Below are 19,430 nucleotides of genomic sequence, written 5' to 3'. Positions count from 1 at the left end.
CGACATCACTGTCTCAACAACCAGCAGCAGACCCACAGGGGGGCGTATGCCAGCCACTTCACCGGCATCGGTGCACCAGGAGCGCCGTAGACGTCGTACGAACCGTTTCGTCGCAATCGCCGCCGGTGTCGTCACCGTCGGTGCGCTGGCCGCCGCGGGGCTGCCGGGGTCGGCGAGCGCCGGCGAGGACCAGCGCAAGGGCGGTCACTGGCCCGGCCGCTACCAGGATGTCCAGCTGCTGTCGTTCAACGACCTGCACGGCAACCTGGAGCCGCCCGCCGGTTCCTCCGGGCGGGTCACCGAGCAGCAGGCCGACGGTACGACGAAGACCATCGACGCGGGTGGCGTCGAGTACCTGGCCACGCATCTGCGTGAGGCCCGCAAGGGCGAGAAGTACTCCGTCACCGCCGCCGGCGGCGACATGGTCGGCGCCTCCCCGCTGATCTCCGGGCTCTTCCACGACGAGCCGACCATCGAGGCGCTGAACAAGCTCGACCTCGACGTCACGTCCGTCGGCAACCACGAGTTCGACGAGGGCGCCAAGGAGCTGGCCCGCCTGCAGAACGGCGGCTGCCACCCGAAGGACGGCTGCTACACGGACAAGAAGTTCAAGGGCGCCGACTTCCCCTACCTGGCCGCCAACGTCCTCGACGAGAAGACGAAGAAGCCGATCCTCAAGCCCTACTGGGTGTGGAAGAAGAAGGACGTCAAGGTCGGCTTCATCGGCGTGACCCTGGAGGGCACTCCGGACATCGTCTCCGCCGAGGGCGTCAAGGGCCTGTCCTTCAAGGACGAGGTCGAGACGATCAACAAGTACGCCAAGGTGCTGCGGAAGCAGGGCGTGAAGTCGATCGTCGCCCTCATCCACGAGGGCGGCTTCCCGGGGTCGACGTCGTACAACTACGACTGTGACTCCCCGGGCGCCGGCGACGGCGTCTCCGGGCCGATCGTCGACATCGCCAAGAACGTCACGCCGCAGGTGGACGCGCTGGTCACCGGCCACACCCACAACGCGTACGTGTGCTCGATCGACGACCCGTCGGGCAAGCCCCGCATGGTCACCTCGGCCGCGTCCTTCGGCCGCCTCTACACCGACACCACGCTGACGTACGACCGCAAGACCGGCGACATCGCCCGTACGGCCGTGAAGTCGGCGAACCGCGTGGTCACCCGGGACGTCCCCAAGGCGCCCGACATGACCGAGCTGATCAGCAAGTGGAACACGCTGGCCGCGCCCATCGGCAACAAGCCGATCGGCTACATTTCCGGCGACATCGGCAACACCGGCAGCGAGTCCCCGCTCGGCGACCTGATCGCCGACGCCCAGCTCGCGTACGGCAAGCAGCTCGACCCGGAGACCGACCTGGCCCTGATGAACCCCGGTGGTATCCGCGCGCCTCTGACGTACGCGGCGAAGGCCGGTGAGGGCGACGGTGTCGTGACCTACGCGGAGGGCTTCACGGTCCAGCCGTTCGCCAACACCGTGAACCTCCAGAACTTCACGGGCGCCCAGCTGATCCAGGTCCTCAAGGAGCAGGTGACCGGCCCGAACGCGGCGGCCCCGAAGGTTCTCCAGGTGTCGTCGGGCCTGACCTACACGCTGGACCTCACCAAGTCCGGTGCCGACCGGGTGGTCGCCGACTCGGTCAAGCTGGACGGCAAGGCCATCGACCCGGCTGCCACCTACCGTGTCGCGACGAACAGCTTCCTCGCGGGCGGCGGAGACGGTTTCCCGACGCTGGGTCAGGGCACGAACGACGTCGTCGGCCTCGACGACCTGGCGGCTCTGGAGCAGTACCTGACGGCCAACTCCTCGGCGTCGAACCCGATCGCGCCGCCGAAGGCCGACCGCATCACCATCGTGAAGTAGATCGCATAGGTGGGGTTCAGGTTGCGAGGTGGGGCGGTGCGCATGGTCGGATGAGACGATGCGCACCCCCCACCGCATAGACACGCATCATCCCGACGACCGCTCCGAACAGCCCCACAACCCTTACGACGAACTCGGCGCACTCGACGACGGGCCTCTGGAGGCGACCCCTCTGCAGGACTTCCTCGGCGAGGACGCCGAGCAGCGGGACGAGCCGGAGCCGGAGTGGTCGCCGCCCGACCACCGCCGCGGCGGCCGACGTCGAAAGAATCGTTTCGCCGGGCTGCCGCTCGCGGTGAAGGCGGTGGTGGGCCTGGTCGTCCTCGCATCCTTCGCCGCCCTCGGTGACCGCTGGGCGGTGCTGTACGCCGAGCACCGGGCCGCGGACACCCTCAAGGACCGCCTGGACCTGGCCGCCGCGCCCGAGGTGGAGATCGGCGGCTTCCCCTTCCTCACCCAACTCGCCGACAAACGGCTGGAGTCGGTGAAGGTGACCGTCCCGGACGTCGCCGCCGACCGGGTCTCGCTGGCGAAGGTGTCGGCCACGGCCCATGACGTACGGCTGAACGCCGACGGTCTGACGTCCGTGCGCGGCGCCGACGTACCCCGGTTCGACGGCGACGTCATGCTGTCCTTCGCGGACCTCAACCGTGAACTCGGCGCCTCCCAGGTGACGTTCACCGGCGAGGGCCGGGACCGGGTGCGGGCGCGCGGCACCCTGCCGGTCGCCGGGCACAACCTGAAGCTGCGGGCCGAGGCCCGGATCCAGCGGCAGGGAGAGCGGGGCATCGCCACGGAGATCGGCGGCATGCGCCTGGACATCGGCGACCTCGCCACCTACCGCCCCGGCAAGCGGGCCTCGGAGGGACTGCACCTGACGCCCAAGGCCTCCGCCGACCTGGCCCGGGAGACCCAGAAGGCCAAGGCGCTGCTGTCGGTCCCGGCCATCGTGCAGCGCATGGGCGTGCCCGAGGCGACCGTGAACGAGGCCCTGGCCGACGACGGCAAGCTCGCCGAGCTGACCGGCTCCCCGCGCTTCGCCCGCCAGGCCGAACGCCTCAACCTCATCGACCTGGCCCTGAACAACCCCGAGGTGCTCAAGCGCCTGGGCCTCGACCCCGACCTCCTCGGCGAGCTGTCGAGCCTGACCCGCCCGGTCCTGGCCGACCGTCTCGCGCTGGCCTTCGAACTGCCCAAGCCGGAGCAGGGGGACGTGCGGCTGGAGGACGTACGGGTCGAGGAGGACGGCATCCGGGTGCGGCTGTCGGGCTCGGGGCTGTCGGTGGGCGGCTGAGCCCAGCCGGGTCCCGGGGGCTGAACTCGGCTGGGTCCGGGGCTGTGCCATACGGGGTCCGGGGCTGGGTCGCACGGGCTCCGGGGGCTCCGTCATACGGGCTCCGGGGGTGAGTCCGGCCTGACCCAGGCTGAGTCACGTCGGCTCCAGGGCTGAGCCGCGCCGGAGCCGGGGCTGAGCCGCGCCGGAGCCGGGGCTGAGCCGCGCCGGAGCCGGGGCTGAGCCGTACCGGAGTCGGGGCTGAGCCGCGCCGGCTCGAGCTGATCCCCGCCCCCGCCTGAACCGCACCCCACCCACTCCCAGGGCCTTTCGCGCAGCGGAATGTGCCCGGAAGTCTGGCCCCCGGGCGCTGTCCGCACCCCGCGATCCCCCGGAGACTGGCCGGGCGCACCGGACCGAGACGAGGATGATGCGGATGCACAGGCACGGTAGGTCCCCGGAATCCGAGGCGGACGCGCGGGCCGGACACCCCCACCGGCCCCTGCTCCGGCCCCAGGAGGACGGTGCCCAGGCGGCCCGGCTGGCAGCCGCGGGCCAGATGACGCCGGACGCGGCCGCCTCCCTCCAGCGCACCGCCGGCAACGCCGCGTTCGCGGCCGTTCAGCGCATGCCCCAGGGCGGCAACGGCGAAGGCCCGGCCGAGGAGAAGCCCATGGACGGGCTGAGCCGGTTGCGCAGGGCCAATGAGCGGGCGGAGAAGCGCGGTCAGGCGGCGCCCAACTACGGCCCCGGGCAGAGCCCCTTCGGTCCCTACACGGTGAACAAGGGCCGAGGGGCCGGCCCGTACATCACGTCGAACAAGAAGTCCCAGCACCCGGGGAGCGAGGACCTCGGAACCACGTACAACGAGCTGGTCCAGGCGCTGGACGCCGAGCACGAGCCCATGGTCGCGGCCGCCGCGCGCGGCGAGGCGCTGGACGAGGAGGCCCTCGCCGGCATGAGCGCCACGCAGAAGCGGGCCGCCGCCATGCTCTACGGGATCATGACGGAGTCCGAGGAGCGCAGGTTCCCGGGGGCCGGCAAGGCCATGCGCAGTGCCCTGACCAAGCAGGGCGACCCGTACCACGAGGCGGAGGAGTTCGACGAGGACTTCCCGATGGCCAAGGACAAGGGCGCGCAGTACTACCGGGAGGTGCTGGCCGGGAAGAAGCAGCTTTCGGACAAGGCGCGCAAGAACCTGGAGGACATGTCCTCGTCGTCCTCGGACGGGGAGAAGTCCTCCTGAGCGACCCGCCCCCGTCGTGGGTGAAACTTTGTGTGCAGATGTGTTGACCTCTGTTCGAGTCTCCTTCTAGTTTCGTGCTCCACTGAGCGGTCCGACTGCGGGCTGCTCACCTTCGCACATGCTCAGAAGGGGATGTCGTGTCTCAAAAGAACCATCGCGGGACAGCTTGCGTGGGGGCGCTGCTGGCTTGCGTCACGGCATTCGGCGGAGCGCTCGCTTCCCCCGCTGCCGCCTCGCCGGCCTCCCGTCCCACCACACCGCCGCCCGTCAGTGACTTCAAGGGCGTCAACTGGGCCGACCCACGCGACAACTACGCCGACGACGCGGTCGTGCCCTCGGGCCTGTCCACCACCGACAGCTACGCCACCACCTACGCCAAGTCCAAGGCGATCATCGGTGGCTTCTCCAAGCTCGGCGCCAACACGGTCCGGCTCCCCGTGAACCCGACCTCGGTGAACGGCCCCTTCTGGAAGTCGTACCGGGGCGCGATCGACGCCGCCACCGCCAAGGGGTTCAAGGTCATCCTGGGCTACTGGGAGGCCGACAACGCCAAGGACGGCAAGATCGACGACCAGGCCACCTGGGACCGGATGTGGAAGCGGATCACCACCGCCTACGCCCACAACTCCCGCGTGTACTTCGAGCCGATGAACGAGCCGTTCGGCTACACCGCCCAGGAGTGGACCGACATCGCCGCGACGTGGGTGAACACCTACCGCAACGTGCCCCGTGACCGGATCCTGATCGGCGGCTACAAGTACAGCGAGGACGTCAAGCCGGTCTGCGCCGACCCGCGCCTCAAGGGCACCCGCCTGGCCCTGCACAACTACGGCTTCTGGCACACCGACTGGACCAGCGTCGACCAGTGGAAGGCGGACTTCAAGTCGCGCATCGGCGACTGTGCCTCGCGCACGATCCTCGACGAGTTCGGCGCTTCCATGACCACCGGCCTGGACTACAACGGCCCGGTGGGCACCTCCAACGAGATCGCGTACATACAGGCCGCGACCGACACCATCCGGGAGCTGGGCCTGGGCTCGGTCTACTGGCCCGGCCTGCGCAACGGTGACACCTACTCCCTCACCACGCTCCAGGGCACGGGCACGAACCTCAGCCTGACGGTGAACAACCAGAGCGGCCTGGACCGGCTGCACTACGCCTGGAAGAAGTAGGTCACTCCCAAGGCATGGTGACCCTTCCGGGTCCGGCGCCGCTTGTCAGCCGGACCCGGAAGGGAGCCGTCAGGACGCCGAGGGCGTCCAGCCCGCGAGCCAGTCCGCGACCTCCTGGTCGGCGGCCTGCGCATCGCTCAGATGCGGCCGGTTGCTGCTCGCACCGCCCGCTCCCGCACCGGAGTTCTCGTACTCGGCGAACCGGTCGTCCTTCCACGAGAAGCCGCTCATGTCGGTCCACGGCGTGGACTTGACCGCGCCACTGAGGCTGGTGTTGCGGACCGTGGTCTGCGGGTCGAGCGAGGCGTCCCCGCCCGCGTGCCAGGGCCGGCCGAGGTAGAAGCTGCCGTTCGACACATCGCCGTTCACCGTGGAGTTGGCGATCAGGATCCCCTTGCGGTCGGCGGCCGTGCTGGGAGCCGTGACGTAACCGGCCGAGGTCCCGTCCCAGCGCTTCTTCAGCGTGATGACGGACTTGTCGACGACGGCCGTGGCCCGCCCGAAGATGAAGTCGACGTTCCCGATGACGTAGGAATTGCTGACGTAGACGCGCCCGAGCCGGTCCTTGGCGGCGGTGTCGACGAGCAGGGTGTCCTGGTCGCCGCTGACGATGATCCCGTCCAGGAACACCTTGTCGGCGGCGGTCCGCAGGGCGACGGCCTGATGCCCGCTGAGACTCTGGTTGGCCTTCTCGTCGAAGTCGTTGGAGATGGTCAGGTTCCGGGCCTGGAAGTCGTCTGCCTCGACGGCGACGGTGGCGCTGCCGCCGGTGCCGTACGTACCGCCGCCGGGCTTGGGCGTGCCGGCCGCGTTGTTGTAGACGATGGTCGTGTCCTTGCGGCTGCCGCCGGTGCCCTGGATGGTGACGTGCGGCTTGTTGGACGGCACCTTGACGAGTTCCCGGTACGTACCCGGCTTCACGGCGATGACCACGCGGGCGGGGTTGTTCGCCGGTACGGCGTTCACGGCGGCCTGCACGGTCCGGTACTGACCGCTGCCGTCGGCGGCGACGGTGAGGGTGGTCGCGGCGGCGGCCTTGGTGGAGGCGGTCGTAGTACCGACGTTGGACCGGGGCCCGACACCGGACCTGAGGATGGAGGGGATGTCGGCGGCCTGATCGAGGCTGTACGGGTAGTAGGCCTTCGGGTCGAAGGCGCTCCCGCCGCTCTCGTTCCTTCCACTGGTCCCGGAGAAGACGCTGCCCCGCTGCACGATGGCGGCGCCGCTGTCCTTGATGACGGGATTCTTGATGCCCTGGAAATAGGAGTTCTCCAGGACCATCTTCGTCGCGCCGCGCGAGTAGTTGCCGTACGACGACTTGATGTCGGTGCCCGCCGCGTCCTCGAGGAAGTTGTTGTAGAGGTGGGCGTGGGCGGCGTTGTCGGTGGAGGGGTTGCGCTGCTCGGTCTCGCGGATCCAGTTGTGGTGGATCGTGATGTCGGTCTTGACGTTCTCGGTCCAGCCGATGCCGAAGGTCTTGTTGTTGTCGCTCAGCTTGTTCCAGGAGACGGTGACGTTCGTCGAGTCCTTGCGGACGTCGATGAGCCCGTCGGCCATGTGCCGCAGATCGTTGTGATCGATCCAGACGTGATGAGCACCGTCCATCTGGATGGCGTCGAAGTCATGGTCCTTGTCGTTCCACACGCCCTGGTACGCGTCCCGGATGGTCAGATTCCGGATGATCACGTTGTGCACGCCGGACCCGAGGAAGAACCCGCCGCCGACGATGTGCCCGGAGGTCCCCTGGCCCACGATGGTCTTGTCGGACTGCACCTTGATCTCTTTGCCGACCGGGTTCATGGCGATGGTCCCGGCGACGACGATGACGTACGGCTCGGCGGCGGTGGCGTACTTCTCCAGCTCGGCCTGCGTCTTCACGGTGACGGTCTTGCCGTCGCGCCCGCCGTACGTCCCGTTCTGGCCGAGGGAGTTGACGGAGGCGAAGCCGTCGGCGGTGTCGGCGGCCCAGGCCGGGGCGGAGGCGGAGGCCTGCCGACCGGTGCCGCCGAGTACGCCGAGGTCGGTGCCGTAGGCGAGGGTGCCGGCGGCGGTCAGGGCCAGGGGGACCGTGACGGCCAGGGCCTGGTGGCTTCTGCGGCGCCGGTGCCGGGGCCGGAGCGGGGGGTTGCTACGCGGCTGCTCACTCATTCGGCGAATCCGTTCCGTGCGGGGGGATGATCCGGAGATGGGTCGCCGCCCCGCACGGAAAGGTTGCCGGGTTCTGCCGAGTCGTCAGCTGGTGCAGGACTCGGGGCCGAGCTTCTCCTCGACCTTGTCCTCACGGCCGTCGGGCTGGCCGCTGGGCAGGAGCTTGTCGGAGATGCCGTCGATGTAGTACCCGTGCGAGTAGATGGTCTGGTACCCGCGGTCACGCCAGCTGTGCACGGTCCGCTCCCCATCCCCCTTGTCCCACTGGTAGTCCTCGACCTGGAAGACGGGGTTCACGCGCACCACGCGCTGATACGGCGTCCAGGTCACGGCGACTTGCCGGCACGGCGGAATGCTCTTCTCGCTCCGGGTCTCGAACTTGGACTCCTTCTCCCAGCCCCACTCGTAGCCGGCGCTGCCGCCCACGCTCCCGCTGAAGATGCTCTTGGCGAGGGAGAGACTGATGGTCCCGCCGACGCTCTTCTTCGCGAACGTCTTGGTGCTGTAGCTGCTGACGAAGGTCTCCTTGTCGTCGGCGGAGCCCCTGTTGCCGATCCACCGGGACGTCCGGACGGTGTCGCCCTTGATGGACCAGGTCGAGGCCTCGGCGTACCCGCACCAGCCCCGGAACAGCTCCCACGGCCCGGCGGGCTTCCACAGCCCGAAGACGTCCCGCAGGTACTCGTCCTGGGTCTTGAACTCACCGGTGTCGACATTGAGGGCGCCGTACACGCCGGTCAGGCTCGTCTCCTGACCGCACAGCCGCTCGATCATCAGGTCGGTGTCACCGGGGTCGACACCCCGGATGTTGGTCGCCCCGGCGGGCCCGGCGGAGGCGGTCCCCGCGCCGGCCAGCAGGCCGGTCATGGCGAGGGCGGTGGAAGCGGCAACAAGGCCGCATTTCTTGAGAGTTGACTTACGAATGAGACGCATGGGGGTCGCTCACTCCTGCTTGTCGTTCTGTGACGGCAGTGAAGATGTCAGAACGAGTGCGGGTGTTTGCGGTACTGGTGGGTACGACAGGACATTGACAGCTGGCGGGCGGGCTTGTCCTGCTTTATCGGGCGCCGCTCTCCCGGCTCACCGCAACGCGCAGCACGTCCCCCAGAGACTCCGCGGCCCTCGCCAGCGCGAAACGCACAGCACGCTCACCGGCCTTGGCGTCCTCGAGCACGGCCCTCGCGCCCCCGAGTACCTGCTCGGCGGAGGCGAGCTGAGCGGCCTCGACGTCATCGGCGAGCCGCGAGAGGTGGCTGTGCGGATCGTCGGTGGAGAGGTAGCAGGGCTTGCCGTCGACGCCGGTCCAGGGGAGCAGTCTCATGCGTAGATCTCCAGGTGGTGGAGGTACGGGCGGACCAACGGGGTGTCCATGACGAGGGGTTCGACGTAGGGGCTGCGGCGTCGAGGGGGTTCGGGGGGAGGGGGCGGCAGCCGATCGGGGGTGGCACGGTGGCGCCCGTGGGCGGGGAGGAGGAGTCGTAGGAGGGGCAGGAGCAGACGCATGGGGCCCTCTTCGGGAGGCAGGCGGGGGGTTTGACGAGCGGTGATTACCGTTCGTGCCTCGATGGTTACGGCTCACCCGTACGCTGCGGAAGGGGTCAGGTGTTGCCTGACGCCCCAGGCAACGGTGAGGGGTGACGTGGGCGAAGTGGTTGACGGGGAGCGGGAGTCGGGGCGTGCGGCACTGGGCAGGACGCTCAGGTTCCTGCGGGAACAGGCGGGCAAGTCGCTCGGGCAGTTGGCCGAGGACACGGGGTACGACAAGAGCTACTTGAGCCGCCTGGAGAAGGGGGAGCGGCTTTCCAAGCCGGCGGTCATGGAGGACCTGGACAGCTACTACGGGTGCAGTGACCTGCTGATTCGCGAGTGGCGGGAGGCACGCAGGGAGGTCATCAAGGACAAGTACAAGGCGTTCATGGACCTCGAGGCGACGGCGCAGATCATGTGGATGTTCCAGCTGCGCGTGCCGGGTCTCTTGCAGAACGAGGACTACGCCCGCGCGGTGTTGTCAGGGTTGTCTGGCGCCCAGACAACGGCAGGCAACAGTGAGGAAGTCGAGGAACAGGTGGCTGCGCGGATGGGGCGGCAGGAGTTGCTGTACCGCGAGTCGGCGCCGGACGTACGCGTGATCCTGGATGAGGGGGCTCTGCGGAGGCCGATCCCTGACGCGAAGGTGTGGGTGGAGCAGTTGTCACACCTCTTGGACGCGGCCGAGTTGCCGAACGTCGCGATCCAGGTGCTGCCGTTCGCGGCGGGAGTGCACGACCTCATGGACAGCCACCTCTGGCTCTTCTGGCAGCGCGTTGGTGATCCCGTTGCCTGGACAGAGGGCAACGGCTTCGGTGAATTGATCACGGAACCGGACAAGGTCCTGCGCTTCCGTTTGTCCTACGATCGCGTCAGGGACGCGGCGCTGACTCCCGTGGAGTCGACGGCGTTCATCAAGCGCCTTCTAGAGGAGTGCAGAGAATGAACCGAGCCCCTGACCTCACCACCGCCGTGTGGCGCAAGTCGACCTACAGCGACGGGGGCGGCACGAACTGTCTGGAGGTCGCAGACGGCCACCCCGGCATAGTCCCGGTCCGCGACAGCAAACGGTCGGACAGCCCCGTGCTCATGTTCGGGTCGGGCTCCTGGGCGTCGTTCCTGGACGACGTCAAGGGCGGGAGGCCTGTTCATACCGACCGGTGAAAACCGTCGCAGACGGGGCAGCCCTACGGTTGTGGTGTCGCTATGGTGGAGCTATGGCAGAGCACACGACCATCCAGGTGTCCCGACAAACCCGCGATCATCTTGCGCAGGTCGCCAAAGAGCAGGGTGTGACTTTGGGGCAGCTCGTCGAGCAATTGGCTGCCGAGCGGCTGACCGCAGACCAGCTCGCAGAACGTGTCGCTGCCGCACGGAAGGTGCTGCGTGAGCGGATGGGCTGCACATTGACCGACGAGGAGTTCGACCAAGGGCCGAACGTCCTGGCCAACGTGTACGCGATGGCCGCCGAGAAGATGCACACCCTGCGAGGCAACGCAGCGTGATCATTCTCGACACCAGTGCGGTGGTCGCGCTCTCTCAAGGGCGCGAAACTCTCCACCGCCTCGTCGACAACGTCGCTCACACGCCCGGGGACTGGCTGCACATCCCTGCGCTGTGTCTGATGCAAGCGGAGTCGATGGAGAAGGGGACCGCCGGCGATGTGATCGCGCTTCCGGGAGTCATGGTCGACCCGCTCCATCAGACAGCGGCGGCAACGGTGGGTTCCATGATCCGTGACGGCTGGGGCGGGCCTGACGTCTGCCACACCCTCTACGTTGCTACACCGCACATCGAAACCGGCGGGATGTCGATCATCCTGACCGGACGAGAGGGCGACTACCCCCCTGGCATCCTGACCGTGGACATCGACTCGCCAGGCATGCTCGGATTTCTGTGAGCCCGGACACGGCACCTTAGGCCGGCCCCCTGACACCTGGGCGTTGCTGCTCAAGCCCGTCACCAGGTAACTGTGTCGGAGCCGCCCGCTTCTTTGGCAGTGTCGTGCTTCCACGGCCTGCGTCAAGGGCGCTTCGCGTCGCCTTCGGCGATCGGCCTGCGGCCGACCCTTTGCAAGAAGCGGGCGGCCCCGACCTCGGGGCCATCACGCCAAGGGCAGATCCTCCGGGGGAGGTACCGCCGCCCCCGGCAGCCGTACCGTCGCCACCGTGCCGCCGCCCTCCGCGTGGGACAGGGACACCTCGCCGCCCGCCTGTTGGACCGTGCGGGCCACGATCGACAGGCCCAGGCCCGAGCCGGGTAGTGCCCGTGCGCTCGGGGAGCGCCAGAAGCGGTCGAAGACGTGGGGGAGTTCGTCGGCGGGGATGCCCGGGCCGTGGTCGCGGACCGACAGCACACCGGCCACCAGCCGTACCTCGACCCTTCCGCCCTCCGGGCTGAACTTCACCGCGTTGTCGAGGATGTTGACCACCGCCCGTTCCAGGGAGGAGGGTTCCGCTCGGACGAACCAGGGGTGGACGTCCGCCGTGATCGTCAGTTCAGGGCCGCGCAGCCGGGCGCGGCGCAGGGCCGATTCGACCGTGTCGTGCCAGGCGACGATCTGGGTGCGGCCCGAGTGCTGGCCCGTGTCCGGGCGGGAGAGTTCCTGGAGGTCGCCGATGAGTGCGGCCAGTTCTGTCATCTGTGCCTTCACCGACGCCAGGAGTGCCTTGCGGTCCGCTTCGGGGATGGGGCGGCCCGTCTCCTCGCTGCGGGTGAGGAGTTCGATGTTGGTGCGCAATGAGGTGAGTGGCGTGCGGAGTTCGTGGCCCGCGTCTGCGATCAACTGTTGCTGGAGTTCTCGCGAGCTGGCCAGGGCCGACGTCATCGAGTTGAAGGAGCGGGACAGGCGAGCCACCTCGTCGTCGCTCGCTTCGTCGACCGGGATGCGGATGTCCAGGTCTTCCGTGCGGGCCACGTGCTCGACCGCCTCCGTGAGTTTGTCCACCGGGCGGAGGCCTGCGCGTGCGACCGTGAGGCCGGCCGCTCCCGCGCCGAACACCCCCACGCCCGAGACCAGCAGCAGGATCAGCGCCAGTTCGTTGAGCGTGGACTCCGTGCCCTTGAGCGGGACGGCGATGACCAAGGCGTAGTCGGCGGCCACGCCCTGCTGGAACGGGCCGTTCTTCACGACCACGGCCGTGGTCAGTACGCGTACCGAATTGCCGTCGCTGTCGGTGCCGTTGCGCAGCTTGGCAACCTCCGGGTCCGGGTTCTTGGCCACGTCCTTGTCCGTGCTCGTGACCTTCACCTGGGGCATCAGGTTGCTGAAGAGACAGACCTTGCCGTCGGACCTGACCACCTGCGCGTAGGTCTGCGGCCGAGGCGCCCCGCCGAGTGTGCTGGACGGCTTCTGGGGACACGTCTTCGTCAACGCGTCGAAGTCGTCCGCCTGGATGGTCCGGAACGACGACCTCAAGTCCCCGTCGACCTGGTCGTACAACTTCCCCTGCACGATGAACCAGCACGTCACCGAAACCGCCGCCACCGCGAACGCCACCGCCGCCGCCACCAGCAGCGCCAGTCGGGACCGGATCGGCAGGGAGCGGAACCGGCGTACGACCTTGTTCACTCCGCGCCGCCGGGCCGCAGTACGTATCCGACACCGCGCACCGTGTGGACGAGGCGCGGTTCGCCGCCCGCCTCGGTCTTGCGGCGCAGGTACATGACGTAGACGTCGAGGGAGTTCGACGACGGCTCGAAGTCGAAGCCCCAGACCGCCTTCAGGATCTGCTCCCGCGTGAGGACCTGGCGCGGGTGTGCCATGAACATCTCCAGGAGCGTGAACTCCGTGCGGGTCAGCTCCACCTGGCGGCCGGCCCGGGTGACCTCGCGCGTCGCCAGGTCCATGCGCAGATCGGCGAAGGTGAGCGCGTCCTCGTCGGCCGGGTTGGCCGCGCCCACGGCCGCCGCGTAGGAGCTGCGGCGGAGCAGGGCGCGGATGCGGGCGAAGAGTTCGTCCAGTTCGAAGGGCTTGACCAGGTAGTCGTCGGCGCCCGCGTCGAGGCCCGTGACCCGGTCGCCGACCGTGTCGCGGGCCGTGAGCATCAGGATGGGCGTGGTGTCGCCGGTGGCGCGGATGCGGCGCGCGGCGGTCAGGCCGTCCATGCGGGGCATCTGGATGTCGAGGACGACCAGGTCGGGCCGGTACGCCTCGGCCTTCACCAGCGCGTCCGCGCCGTCGACGGCGACCTCGGTCCCGTACCCCTCGAAGGCGAGACTGCGCTGAAGTGCTTCGCGTACCGCCGGCTCGTCGTCGACGATCAGGATGCGCTGGGGGTCACGGTCGCCGTCTGCGGGGCTCATGGGCTCGGGGTCCTCGGGTGTGAAGGGGAGTGGCGGGGCCGGGCTGTCTGACGTTCTCAGCCTCGCACGAGCACGGGCGGTGCCGGGAGGAGTGTCAGGCCCGTGCGGTGCGGCGTCGGGCGGCTGCCCGGCCCGCCCGCCGGGCCGCCTTGGCCGTCGCCGCCGCCACCTCCGGTGCCCGGCTCGTCGGCGCGTGCAGTTCGTACGCCACCGACAGGGCCAGTCCGACCCCGGCCGGATCGCCGCCGGACTCCGTGTGCGCGATCTGCTGGATCATCGCCGTACTCCTCATCGGGTCGACTCATCGGGTAGACAAGCTCATTCGGTGGAGCCGGCCCGCAGCGTGGCGAGGTCGGCCTTGACGGTGTTGATCGGGATCGCGAAGCCCAGGCCAACGCTGCCCGCGGCGGCGGAGGAGGACGCGCCGGCCGCCGAGTACATAGCGGAGTTGATCCCGATGATGTTGCCGTTCATGTCGATCAGCGCGCCGCCGGAGTTGCCCGGGTTGAGGGACGCGTCGGTCTGGAGTGCCTTGTACGTCGTCGTGTCCGAGCCGGTGTCGCCGTTGAACTCCCGGCCGCCGAACTCGAACGGCCACTCGCCGCCCTGCTGCCCCTGCCCCTGCTCCTGGCCCTGGCTCTCGTCCGTGGAGACGGTCACGTCCCGGTCGAGGGCGGAGATGATGCCGCTGGTGACGGTGCCGGTCAGGCCCTCGGGGGAGCCGATCGCCACGACCTGGTCGCCGACCCCGACCCCGGCCGAGTCGCCGAGTGTCGCGGCCTTCAGGCCGGAGGCGTTCTCCAGCTTGATCAGCGCCAGGTCCTTCTTGCTGTCGGTGCCGACGACCTTGGCGGTGTAGGACTTGCCGTCGTCGGTCCTCACCTTGATCTGCGAGGCACCGGCGACGACGTGGTTGTTGGTGATGATCTCGCCGTCACCCGTGATGATCACGCCGGAGCCGGTGGAGGACCCGGCGTTGGAGTCGGCGCTGATCTCGACGATGCTCGGGCTGACCGCCTTGGCGACCCCGGAGACCGTGCCCTTCTGGCTGGACGGCACCACGTTGGTGCTGGTGGAGCTGGAGGTGACGGTGTCGTTGCCGGTCAGCTCCTGGATGCCGTAGGCGGTGCCGCCGCCTATCGCCGCGGCGACGATCGCCACGGCGGCGAGCAGGGCGACGGGGCCACGGCGCTTCTTGTGCGGGGCCGGCTGCACCGGCGGGTGGGCCGGCGGGGGCGGCCACTCGGGGTTCACGGGAGAGGAGCCCTGCTGGGAGTACATGCTCTCGGTCATGTCTCAGAGCTTGTCGCTCGACCATGAGAGCTACCTGAGTGCTCCCTGAGAAGCCCGACAGAACCTCGTATGCCCGATATAAAGACGCCCTGCCGCTGAGCCGCCGGAGGCTACTCGCAGCCGCAGGACCGCCGCGTCACCAGCCTGGACGGGAACACCTTCAGCCGCTCCCGCCGTGCCCCCGCGACCCGCAGGCCGTCGTCGAGGACGAGGTCCACCGCCGCGCGGGCCATCGCCGAACGGTCGGAGGCGATCGTCGTCATGGGCGGGTCGGTGAGCGCCGCCTCCTTGATGTCGTCGAACCCGGCCACCGCCAGCTCGCCGGGGACGTCGATCCGCAGCTCGCGGGCCGCCCGCAGCAGGCCGATCGCCTGGTCGTCGGTGGAGCAGAAGATCGCGGGCGGGCGCTCGGGGCCGGAGAGGATCTTCAGGGCGGCCTGGTAGGCGTCGTAGCGGTTGTAGAGGGCCTCGAAGAGGCGGCCCTCCGTGGAGATGCCGGCCTCGTCCATCGCGCGCCGCCAGCCCTCGACGTGGTCCGAGACCGGGTCGCCGACCGCGGGGGTCTCCGCTATGCCGCCCATACAGGCCACGTACTCGTAGCCGTGCTCCAGCAGGTGGCGTACGGCGAGCTGGGCGCCGCCCAGGTCGTCCGTGACGACGGCGACGTCGTCTATGGCCTCGGGCCGCTCGTGCAGCAGCACGACCCGGGCGTCCCAGGCCTCGATCTCGGCGGCCGCCAGGTCGTTGAGCGCGTGGCTGACGAGGATGAGCCCCGAGACGCGCATGCCCAGGAAGGCCCGCAGATAGTGGACCTCGCGCTCGCCGATGTAGTCGGAGTTCCCGACGAGCACCATCTTTCCGCGCTCGGACGCGGCCTGTTCGACCGCGTGCGCCATCTCCCCGAAGAAGGGCTGGCGCGCGTCCGGCACGATCAGGCCTATGAGATCCGTACGCCGGGACGCCATGGCCTGGGCCACGCGGTCGGGCCGGTACCCCAGTTCCTTGATCGCGGCGAGTACACGCTCGCGCGTGGCCGGGGCGACCGGCCGGGGTCCGTTGTTGATGACATAGCTGACCACGGCAGTGGAAGTCCCTGCCAGCCGCGCCACATCATCCCGAGTCACCTTGGCCACGCGCGGAGTCTACGCGGATATACCGGCTCTGGGCAGGGCGTAAAGGAGGTTCCGTACGATATCCCGATCGCCGTCCGGAGACGCCCTCGCGGAAAGCGATGCCCAGGTGGGCATCGCAATACGCCTCTTTACGCCTGCGCGCGGGCCTCGACGGCGTCCAGGGTGGCCGACTTGTCCGCGGTGTCCTGCTTTGCCTTGGCCGCCTTCGCCTTCGCTTCCTCGGCGGCGCGCTCCACCTTCTCCGGCGTAACGAATCGATAACCGACGTTCCGGACGGTGCCGATCAGCGACTCGTGCTCGGGTCCGAGCTTGGCGCGCAGCCGTCGTACGTGGACGTCGACCGTGCGCGTACCGCCGAAGTAGTCGTAGCCCCAGACCTCCTGCAGCAGCTGGGCGCGGGTGAAGACGCGGCCCGGGTGCTGGGCGAGGTACTTCAGGAGCTCGAACTCCTTGAAGGTGAGGTCGAGGACCCGGCCCTTGAGCTTGGCGGAGTAGGTCGCCTCGTCGACCGACAGGTCGCCGTTGCGGATCTCCATCGGGGAGTCGTCGCTGACGATCTGCTGCCGTCCCATGGACAGCCGCAGCCGGGCCTCGACCTCCGCCGGGCCGGCGGTGTCGAGCAGGACGTCGTCGATGCCCCAGTCCGCGGTGACGGCGGCGAGGCCGCCCTCCGTGACGACGAGGATCAGCGGACAGCCCGGTCCGGTCGAGCGCAGCAGCTGGCACAGGCTGCGGACCTGCGGCAGGTCGCGCCTGCCGTCGACGAGAATGACATCGGCACCCGGGGTGTCGACGAGGGCGGGGCCCTCCGCGGGGGCCACTCGCACGTTGTGCAGGAGCAGGCCGAGTGCGGGGAGCACCTCCGTCGACGGCTGGAGGGCGTTGGTCAGGAGCAGCAGAGAACTCATATGTCTGGTTCCTCCTCGGTCCCTGCGAGGACGTTTGTTGGTACAGCACAGCTCTGCGATCCCGAAGGCCCGTACACCTGCGGTTTCCCGCTTCGTATACAACGCTTCCGAAAGCACAAAAGGACCCGGGGGCGTCGCTGCCCGAGTCCTCTGCCCAGCAGAATAGCCCACATGAGCTCTGGTCGGGCAGGTCATGTGGCGCGTTCCACCGTTCGTCCGAACTCCGAGACGACTCCCAGAACGCCTGTGCGGGCTCCGACGCGCACTTTTTTGCGCACGAGCGACGGCGTGACGATCGACGCCGTATACGACCCGGGTGCCGCTGTATACGACGCCTCCGGGACGCCTTCCGCTCGTCCCGTGTTCGTCGTCGCGCACGGCTTCACGGGTGCCGTGGACCGGCCTCACGTGCGGCGGGTGGCCGAGACGTTCGCCCGGCACGGGGCCGTCGTCACCTTCTCCTTCCGCGGTCACGGGGCGTCCGGCGGGCGGTCCACGGTCGGGGACCGGGAGGTCCTCGACCTCGCGGTGGCCGTGCAGTGGGCCCGGGAACTCGGGCACGCGCGCGTGGCGACGGTGGGGTTCTCCATGGGCGGGTCGGTGGTGCTGCGGTACGCGGCGCTGTACGAGGCGGGCACGGACGCGGTGGTGTCCGTCAGCGCGCCCGCCCGCTGGTACTACCGGGGGACGGCGCCGATGCGCCGGCTGCACTGGCTGGTGACGCGGCCCGAGGGGCGGGCGGTGAGCCGGTACGGCTTCGGTACGCGCATCCACCACCGGGACTGGGACCCGGTCCCCCTCTCCCCGGTGGAGGCGGCGGCGAGGATCGCGCCCACGCCCCTGCTGATCGTGCACGGTGACGCCGACGGCTACTTCCCGCTCGACCATCCCCGCATGCTGGCCGCGGCCGCGGGTGACCAGGGCGAACTGTGGCTGGAGCCGGGCATGGGGCATGCCGAGAACGCGGCGGACGACGCGTTGCTGGCGCGCATCGCGGAATGGGCCGTCGGCCGGGCGGGCTAGCCTGACGGAGTTCACCGACGAGCGATTGAGGAAGCAGATGCCAAAGGTCACGGTGCGCTACTGGGCCGCCGCCAAGGCCGCGGCCGGGGTGGCCGAGGAGCCGTACGAGGCGGTCACGCTCGCCGAGGCGCTCGACGGGGTGCGCGAGCGACACCCCGGCGAACTCGAGCGTGTCCTGCGGCGATGCTCGTTCCTCGTCGACGGTGACCCCGTGGGCACCCGCGGACATGAGACGGTACGGCTGGCCGACGGCGGCACGGTCGAGGTGCTCCCGCCGTTCGCAGGAGGATGACGATGAGCAACCAGCCGCACGAGGGCTACGACCCTTACGGGCAGCAGCCGCAGCCGCAGGCGTGGCCCGGGCAGCAGCCGTACGACGATCCGTACGCCGCCCAGCAGTACCCCCAGCACCCCCAGCACACGCAGTACACGCAGCAGTGGCAGGGGCAGACCTGGGAGACGCAGACGCACCAGCCGGTGACGGCGGCGGAGGAGACGGCGTATCTGCCCCCGCAGGGGTACGCGGCTCCGGCCGCCCCCGAGGCGGTCCCCGACACCCCCGCTCCCGATTCCGGGTACGGCCCCGCCACCGTCGGCGGGAACGCGCGCGTGACGGACGCGCAGCGGGCACGGGCGGAGGGGCGGTCGCCGATCATAGAGCCGGGGATGCAGCCGGCCGCGCTGACGGCACTGCTCGGGCTGTTGCTCGCGGGCGCCGCGGCCGTCGGCACGTACGCACTCCTGGTTCCCCTCGTCGCCCTCCAGGCCGTCACCGCGGCGGGCTGGTTCCGGCTGAACGGGATGTGGCCGGCGCGGCAGGGCATCGCGCTGGGCTTCGCCGGGGCGCTGGCCGCGGACGCGGCGCTGCTGGTGTCGGGCCGCTCGCCGTCGGCGATCCTGGGCACGCTCGGCGTCTGGGTCGTGCTCTCCCTCGTCCTGCAGCTGCGCTCGCACGCCGACCCGGACGAGCGGATGTACGGCCTGATGGCGACGGTCGCGGCGGCGGCTCTCGCGATCGTCGCGGGCGGCTATCTCGCGGCCGACGCGGACGCGGTGACGGTCGGAGCGGCCGCGGTGGCCGTCGCGGTCCTGGCCCGCGCCCTGCCGCTGCCGACGCCGGCGTCCGTGGTGGTGGCGCTGCTCGCGGCGGCGGGCGCGGGCGTCGCGGCCGGCGCGCTGACGGGCCTCGGCACACCGGGCGCCCTGCTGGGAGCGGGCGCGGGCGCCTGCGCCCTGATCGGCCACCGGGTCGCGAGCTACGACTACCCGTCCCGCTTCGTCCACTTCACAGCGGGAGTCGCCCTGCCCCTGTCGGCCGCGGCCCCCGCGGTGTATGTGCTTGGCCGGGCCCTGGTCTAGCGCCTGCGGCTTTGTTGTGGGTCGGGGCCGTGCCGGGGGGTGTCCGTCCTCGGAACGGCGCGATGGGGTTGCGAACCGACTCGCTGTCCGTTGACGCGCCAACCGCTGCGGGCGGACACCCCCCGACACGGCCCCTTCCGTGCGTACGCGGGTGCGGGCGCGTCCCGGCCTAG

At 69.6% G+C, this 19,430-nt stretch carries 20 protein-coding genes; 11 read left to right on the top strand and 9 right to left on the bottom strand.

Annotation, left to right across the window (positions count from 1 at the left end; translation table 11 throughout):
- Window positions 1–46 precede the first annotated feature (46 nt).
- From ACWIF2_RS29675 to ACWIF2_RS29660, 4 genes are all read left to right on the top strand, one after another.
- Entirely contained in the window at window positions 47–1,870 is a 1,824-nt protein-coding gene (locus ACWIF2_RS29675; RefSeq protein ID WP_454363838.1) for a bifunctional metallophosphatase/5'-nucleotidase, read from the top strand.
- A gap of 58 nt (window positions 1,871–1,928) precedes the next feature.
- A complete protein-coding gene (locus ACWIF2_RS29670) occupies window positions 1,929–3,164 on the top strand; it encodes an LmeA family phospholipid-binding protein (protein ID WP_454363836.1) in 1,236 nt (411 codons plus the stop codon).
- A 415-nt stretch (window positions 3,165–3,579) separates the two neighbouring features.
- A complete protein-coding gene (locus ACWIF2_RS29665; protein WP_454363834.1) occupies window positions 3,580–4,389 on the top strand; it encodes a hypothetical protein in 810 nt (269 codons plus the stop codon).
- 137 nt (window positions 4,390–4,526) lie between these two features.
- Window positions 4,527–5,561: a glycoside hydrolase family 5 protein gene (locus ACWIF2_RS29660; protein ID WP_454363833.1), complete on the top strand. Its 1,035-nt coding sequence runs from the start codon at window positions 4,527–4,529 to the stop codon at window positions 5,559–5,561.
- Between the two features lie 69 nt (window positions 5,562–5,630).
- Here ACWIF2_RS29660 and ACWIF2_RS29655 read toward each other — a convergent pair whose 3' ends face one another.
- The 3 genes from ACWIF2_RS29655 to ACWIF2_RS29645 form a co-directional block, all read right to left on the bottom strand.
- Window positions 5,631–7,709, bottom strand: coding sequence for a pectinesterase family protein (locus ACWIF2_RS29655; RefSeq protein WP_454363832.1), 2,079 nt, complete (start codon window positions 7,707–7,709; stop codon window positions 5,631–5,633).
- A gap of 84 nt (window positions 7,710–7,793) precedes the next feature.
- Window positions 7,794–8,642, bottom strand: coding sequence for a hypothetical protein (locus tag ACWIF2_RS29650; protein WP_454363831.1), 849 nt, complete (start codon window positions 8,640–8,642; stop codon window positions 7,794–7,796).
- A 124-nt stretch (window positions 8,643–8,766) separates the two neighbouring features.
- Window positions 8,767–9,030, bottom strand: coding sequence for a hypothetical protein (locus ACWIF2_RS29645; protein WP_454363830.1), 264 nt, complete (start codon window positions 9,028–9,030; stop codon window positions 8,767–8,769).
- A 318-nt stretch (window positions 9,031–9,348) separates the two neighbouring features.
- On the opposite strand from ACWIF2_RS29645, the gene ACWIF2_RS29640 reads away from it, so the two are divergent.
- From ACWIF2_RS29640 to ACWIF2_RS29625, 4 genes are read left to right on the top strand one after another with little or no spacing between them, the layout of a single operon-like run.
- On the top strand, window positions 9,349–10,182 hold the full coding sequence (locus tag ACWIF2_RS29640; protein WP_454363829.1) for a helix-turn-helix domain-containing protein: 834 nt from the start codon (window positions 9,349–9,351) through the stop codon (window positions 10,180–10,182).
- Complete coding sequence (locus ACWIF2_RS29635) at window positions 10,179–10,400, top strand: DUF397 domain-containing protein (RefSeq protein ID WP_454363828.1); 222 nt, start codon at window positions 10,179–10,181, stop codon at window positions 10,398–10,400. Before ACWIF2_RS29640 ends, ACWIF2_RS29635 begins: the two co-directional genes overlap by 4 nt.
- A gap of 53 nt (window positions 10,401–10,453) precedes the next feature.
- The gene (locus ACWIF2_RS29630) at window positions 10,454–10,741 is read left to right on the top strand and encodes a hypothetical protein (protein ID WP_454363827.1); all 288 of its coding nucleotides are present in this window, start codon (window positions 10,454–10,456) and stop codon (window positions 10,739–10,741) included.
- The gene (locus tag ACWIF2_RS29625; protein WP_454363826.1) at window positions 10,738–11,136 is read left to right on the top strand and encodes a hypothetical protein; all 399 of its coding nucleotides are present in this window, start codon (window positions 10,738–10,740) and stop codon (window positions 11,134–11,136) included. The genes ACWIF2_RS29630 and ACWIF2_RS29625 overlap by 4 nt, the downstream gene beginning before the upstream one ends.
- 204 nt (window positions 11,137–11,340) lie before the next feature.
- On the opposite strand, the gene ACWIF2_RS29620 is transcribed toward ACWIF2_RS29625, so the two are convergent.
- From ACWIF2_RS29620 to ACWIF2_RS29595, 6 genes are all read right to left on the bottom strand, one after another.
- Entirely contained in the window at window positions 11,341–12,807 is a 1,467-nt protein-coding gene (locus ACWIF2_RS29620; protein ID WP_454363825.1) for a sensor histidine kinase, read from the bottom strand.
- The gene (locus ACWIF2_RS29615) at window positions 12,804–13,541 is read right to left on the bottom strand and encodes a response regulator transcription factor (protein WP_454363824.1); all 738 of its coding nucleotides are present in this window, start codon (window positions 13,539–13,541) and stop codon (window positions 12,804–12,806) included. The genes ACWIF2_RS29620 and ACWIF2_RS29615 overlap by 4 nt, the downstream gene beginning before the upstream one ends.
- A gap of 94 nt (window positions 13,542–13,635) precedes the next feature.
- A complete protein-coding gene (locus ACWIF2_RS29610) occupies window positions 13,636–13,818 on the bottom strand; it encodes a hypothetical protein (protein ID WP_454363823.1) in 183 nt (60 codons plus the stop codon).
- 41 nt (window positions 13,819–13,859) lie between these two features.
- Window positions 13,860–14,834, bottom strand: coding sequence for a S1C family serine protease (locus ACWIF2_RS29605; protein ID WP_454363822.1), 975 nt, complete (start codon window positions 14,832–14,834; stop codon window positions 13,860–13,862).
- Between the two features lie 110 nt (window positions 14,835–14,944).
- On the bottom strand, window positions 14,945–15,967 hold the full coding sequence (locus ACWIF2_RS29600) for a LacI family DNA-binding transcriptional regulator (RefSeq protein ID WP_454363821.1): 1,023 nt from the start codon (window positions 15,965–15,967) through the stop codon (window positions 14,945–14,947).
- 128 nt (window positions 15,968–16,095) lie between these two features.
- A complete protein-coding gene (locus ACWIF2_RS29595) occupies window positions 16,096–16,875 on the bottom strand; it encodes a winged helix-turn-helix transcriptional regulator (protein WP_454363820.1) in 780 nt (259 codons plus the stop codon).
- Between the two features lie 171 nt (window positions 16,876–17,046).
- Here ACWIF2_RS29595 and ACWIF2_RS29590 point away from each other — a divergent pair, with 171 nt between their 5' ends.
- From ACWIF2_RS29590 to ACWIF2_RS29580, 3 genes are read left to right on the top strand one after another with little or no spacing between them, the layout of a single operon-like run.
- Window positions 17,047–17,898: an alpha/beta hydrolase gene (locus tag ACWIF2_RS29590; protein ID WP_454363819.1), complete on the top strand. Its 852-nt coding sequence runs from the start codon at window positions 17,047–17,049 to the stop codon at window positions 17,896–17,898.
- Window positions 17,899–17,935: 37 nt separating this feature from the next.
- Complete coding sequence (locus tag ACWIF2_RS29585; RefSeq protein ID WP_234845559.1) at window positions 17,936–18,190, top strand: MoaD/ThiS family protein; 255 nt, start codon at window positions 17,936–17,938, stop codon at window positions 18,188–18,190.
- 2 nt (window positions 18,191–18,192) lie between these two features.
- Window positions 18,193–19,257, top strand: a complete 1,065-nt coding sequence (locus tag ACWIF2_RS29580; RefSeq protein WP_454363818.1) for a hypothetical protein — start codon at window positions 18,193–18,195, stop codon at window positions 19,255–19,257.
- The last annotated feature ends 173 nt before the right edge of the window (window positions 19,258–19,430 follow it).

Source organism: Streptomyces sp. NPDC055506 (assembly GCF_053643595.1).
The sequence above is the reverse complement of the archived record's forward strand: the minus strand, read 5'-3'. Positions and strand labels throughout refer to the sequence as shown.

What these genes read in the sequence shown, in the direction of transcription:
- ACWIF2_RS29675 (WP_454363838.1), top strand. Translation starts at nt 47, where the DNA reads ATGCCAGCCACTTCACCGGCATCGGTGCACCAGGAGCGCCGTAGACGT.
- ACWIF2_RS29670 (WP_454363836.1), top strand. Translation starts at nt 1,929, where the DNA reads ATGCGCACCCCCCACCGCATAGACACGCATCATCCCGACGACCGCTCC.
- ACWIF2_RS29665 (WP_454363834.1), top strand. Translation starts at nt 3,580, where the DNA reads ATGCACAGGCACGGTAGGTCCCCGGAATCCGAGGCGGACGCGCGGGCC.
- ACWIF2_RS29655 (WP_454363832.1), bottom strand. Translation starts at nt 7,709, where the DNA reads ATGAGTGAGCAGCCGCGTAGCAACCCCCCGCTCCGGCCCCGGCACCGG.
- ACWIF2_RS29650 (WP_454363831.1), bottom strand. Translation starts at nt 8,642, where the DNA reads ATGCGTCTCATTCGTAAGTCAACTCTCAAGAAATGCGGCCTTGTTGCC.
- ACWIF2_RS29645 (WP_454363830.1), bottom strand. Translation starts at nt 9,030, where the DNA reads ATGAGACTGCTCCCCTGGACCGGCGTCGACGGCAAGCCCTGCTACCTC.
- ACWIF2_RS29635 (WP_454363828.1), top strand. Translation starts at nt 10,179, where the DNA reads ATGAACCGAGCCCCTGACCTCACCACCGCCGTGTGGCGCAAGTCGACC.
- ACWIF2_RS29630 (WP_454363827.1), top strand. Translation starts at nt 10,454, where the DNA reads ATGGCAGAGCACACGACCATCCAGGTGTCCCGACAAACCCGCGATCAT.
- ACWIF2_RS29615 (WP_454363824.1), bottom strand. Translation starts at nt 13,541, where the DNA reads ATGAGCCCCGCAGACGGCGACCGTGACCCCCAGCGCATCCTGATCGTC.
- ACWIF2_RS29610 (WP_454363823.1), bottom strand. Translation starts at nt 13,818, where the DNA reads ATGATCCAGCAGATCGCGCACACGGAGTCCGGCGGCGATCCGGCCGGG.
- ACWIF2_RS29605 (WP_454363822.1), bottom strand. Translation starts at nt 14,834, where the DNA reads ATGACCGAGAGCATGTACTCCCAGCAGGGCTCCTCTCCCGTGAACCCC.
- ACWIF2_RS29595 (WP_454363820.1), bottom strand. Translation starts at nt 16,875, where the DNA reads ATGAGTTCTCTGCTGCTCCTGACCAACGCCCTCCAGCCGTCGACGGAG.
- ACWIF2_RS29590 (WP_454363819.1), top strand. Translation starts at nt 17,047, where the DNA reads ATGAGCTCTGGTCGGGCAGGTCATGTGGCGCGTTCCACCGTTCGTCCG.
- ACWIF2_RS29585 (WP_234845559.1), top strand. Translation starts at nt 17,936, where the DNA reads ATGCCAAAGGTCACGGTGCGCTACTGGGCCGCCGCCAAGGCCGCGGCC.
- ACWIF2_RS29580 (WP_454363818.1), top strand. Translation starts at nt 18,193, where the DNA reads ATGAGCAACCAGCCGCACGAGGGCTACGACCCTTACGGGCAGCAGCCG.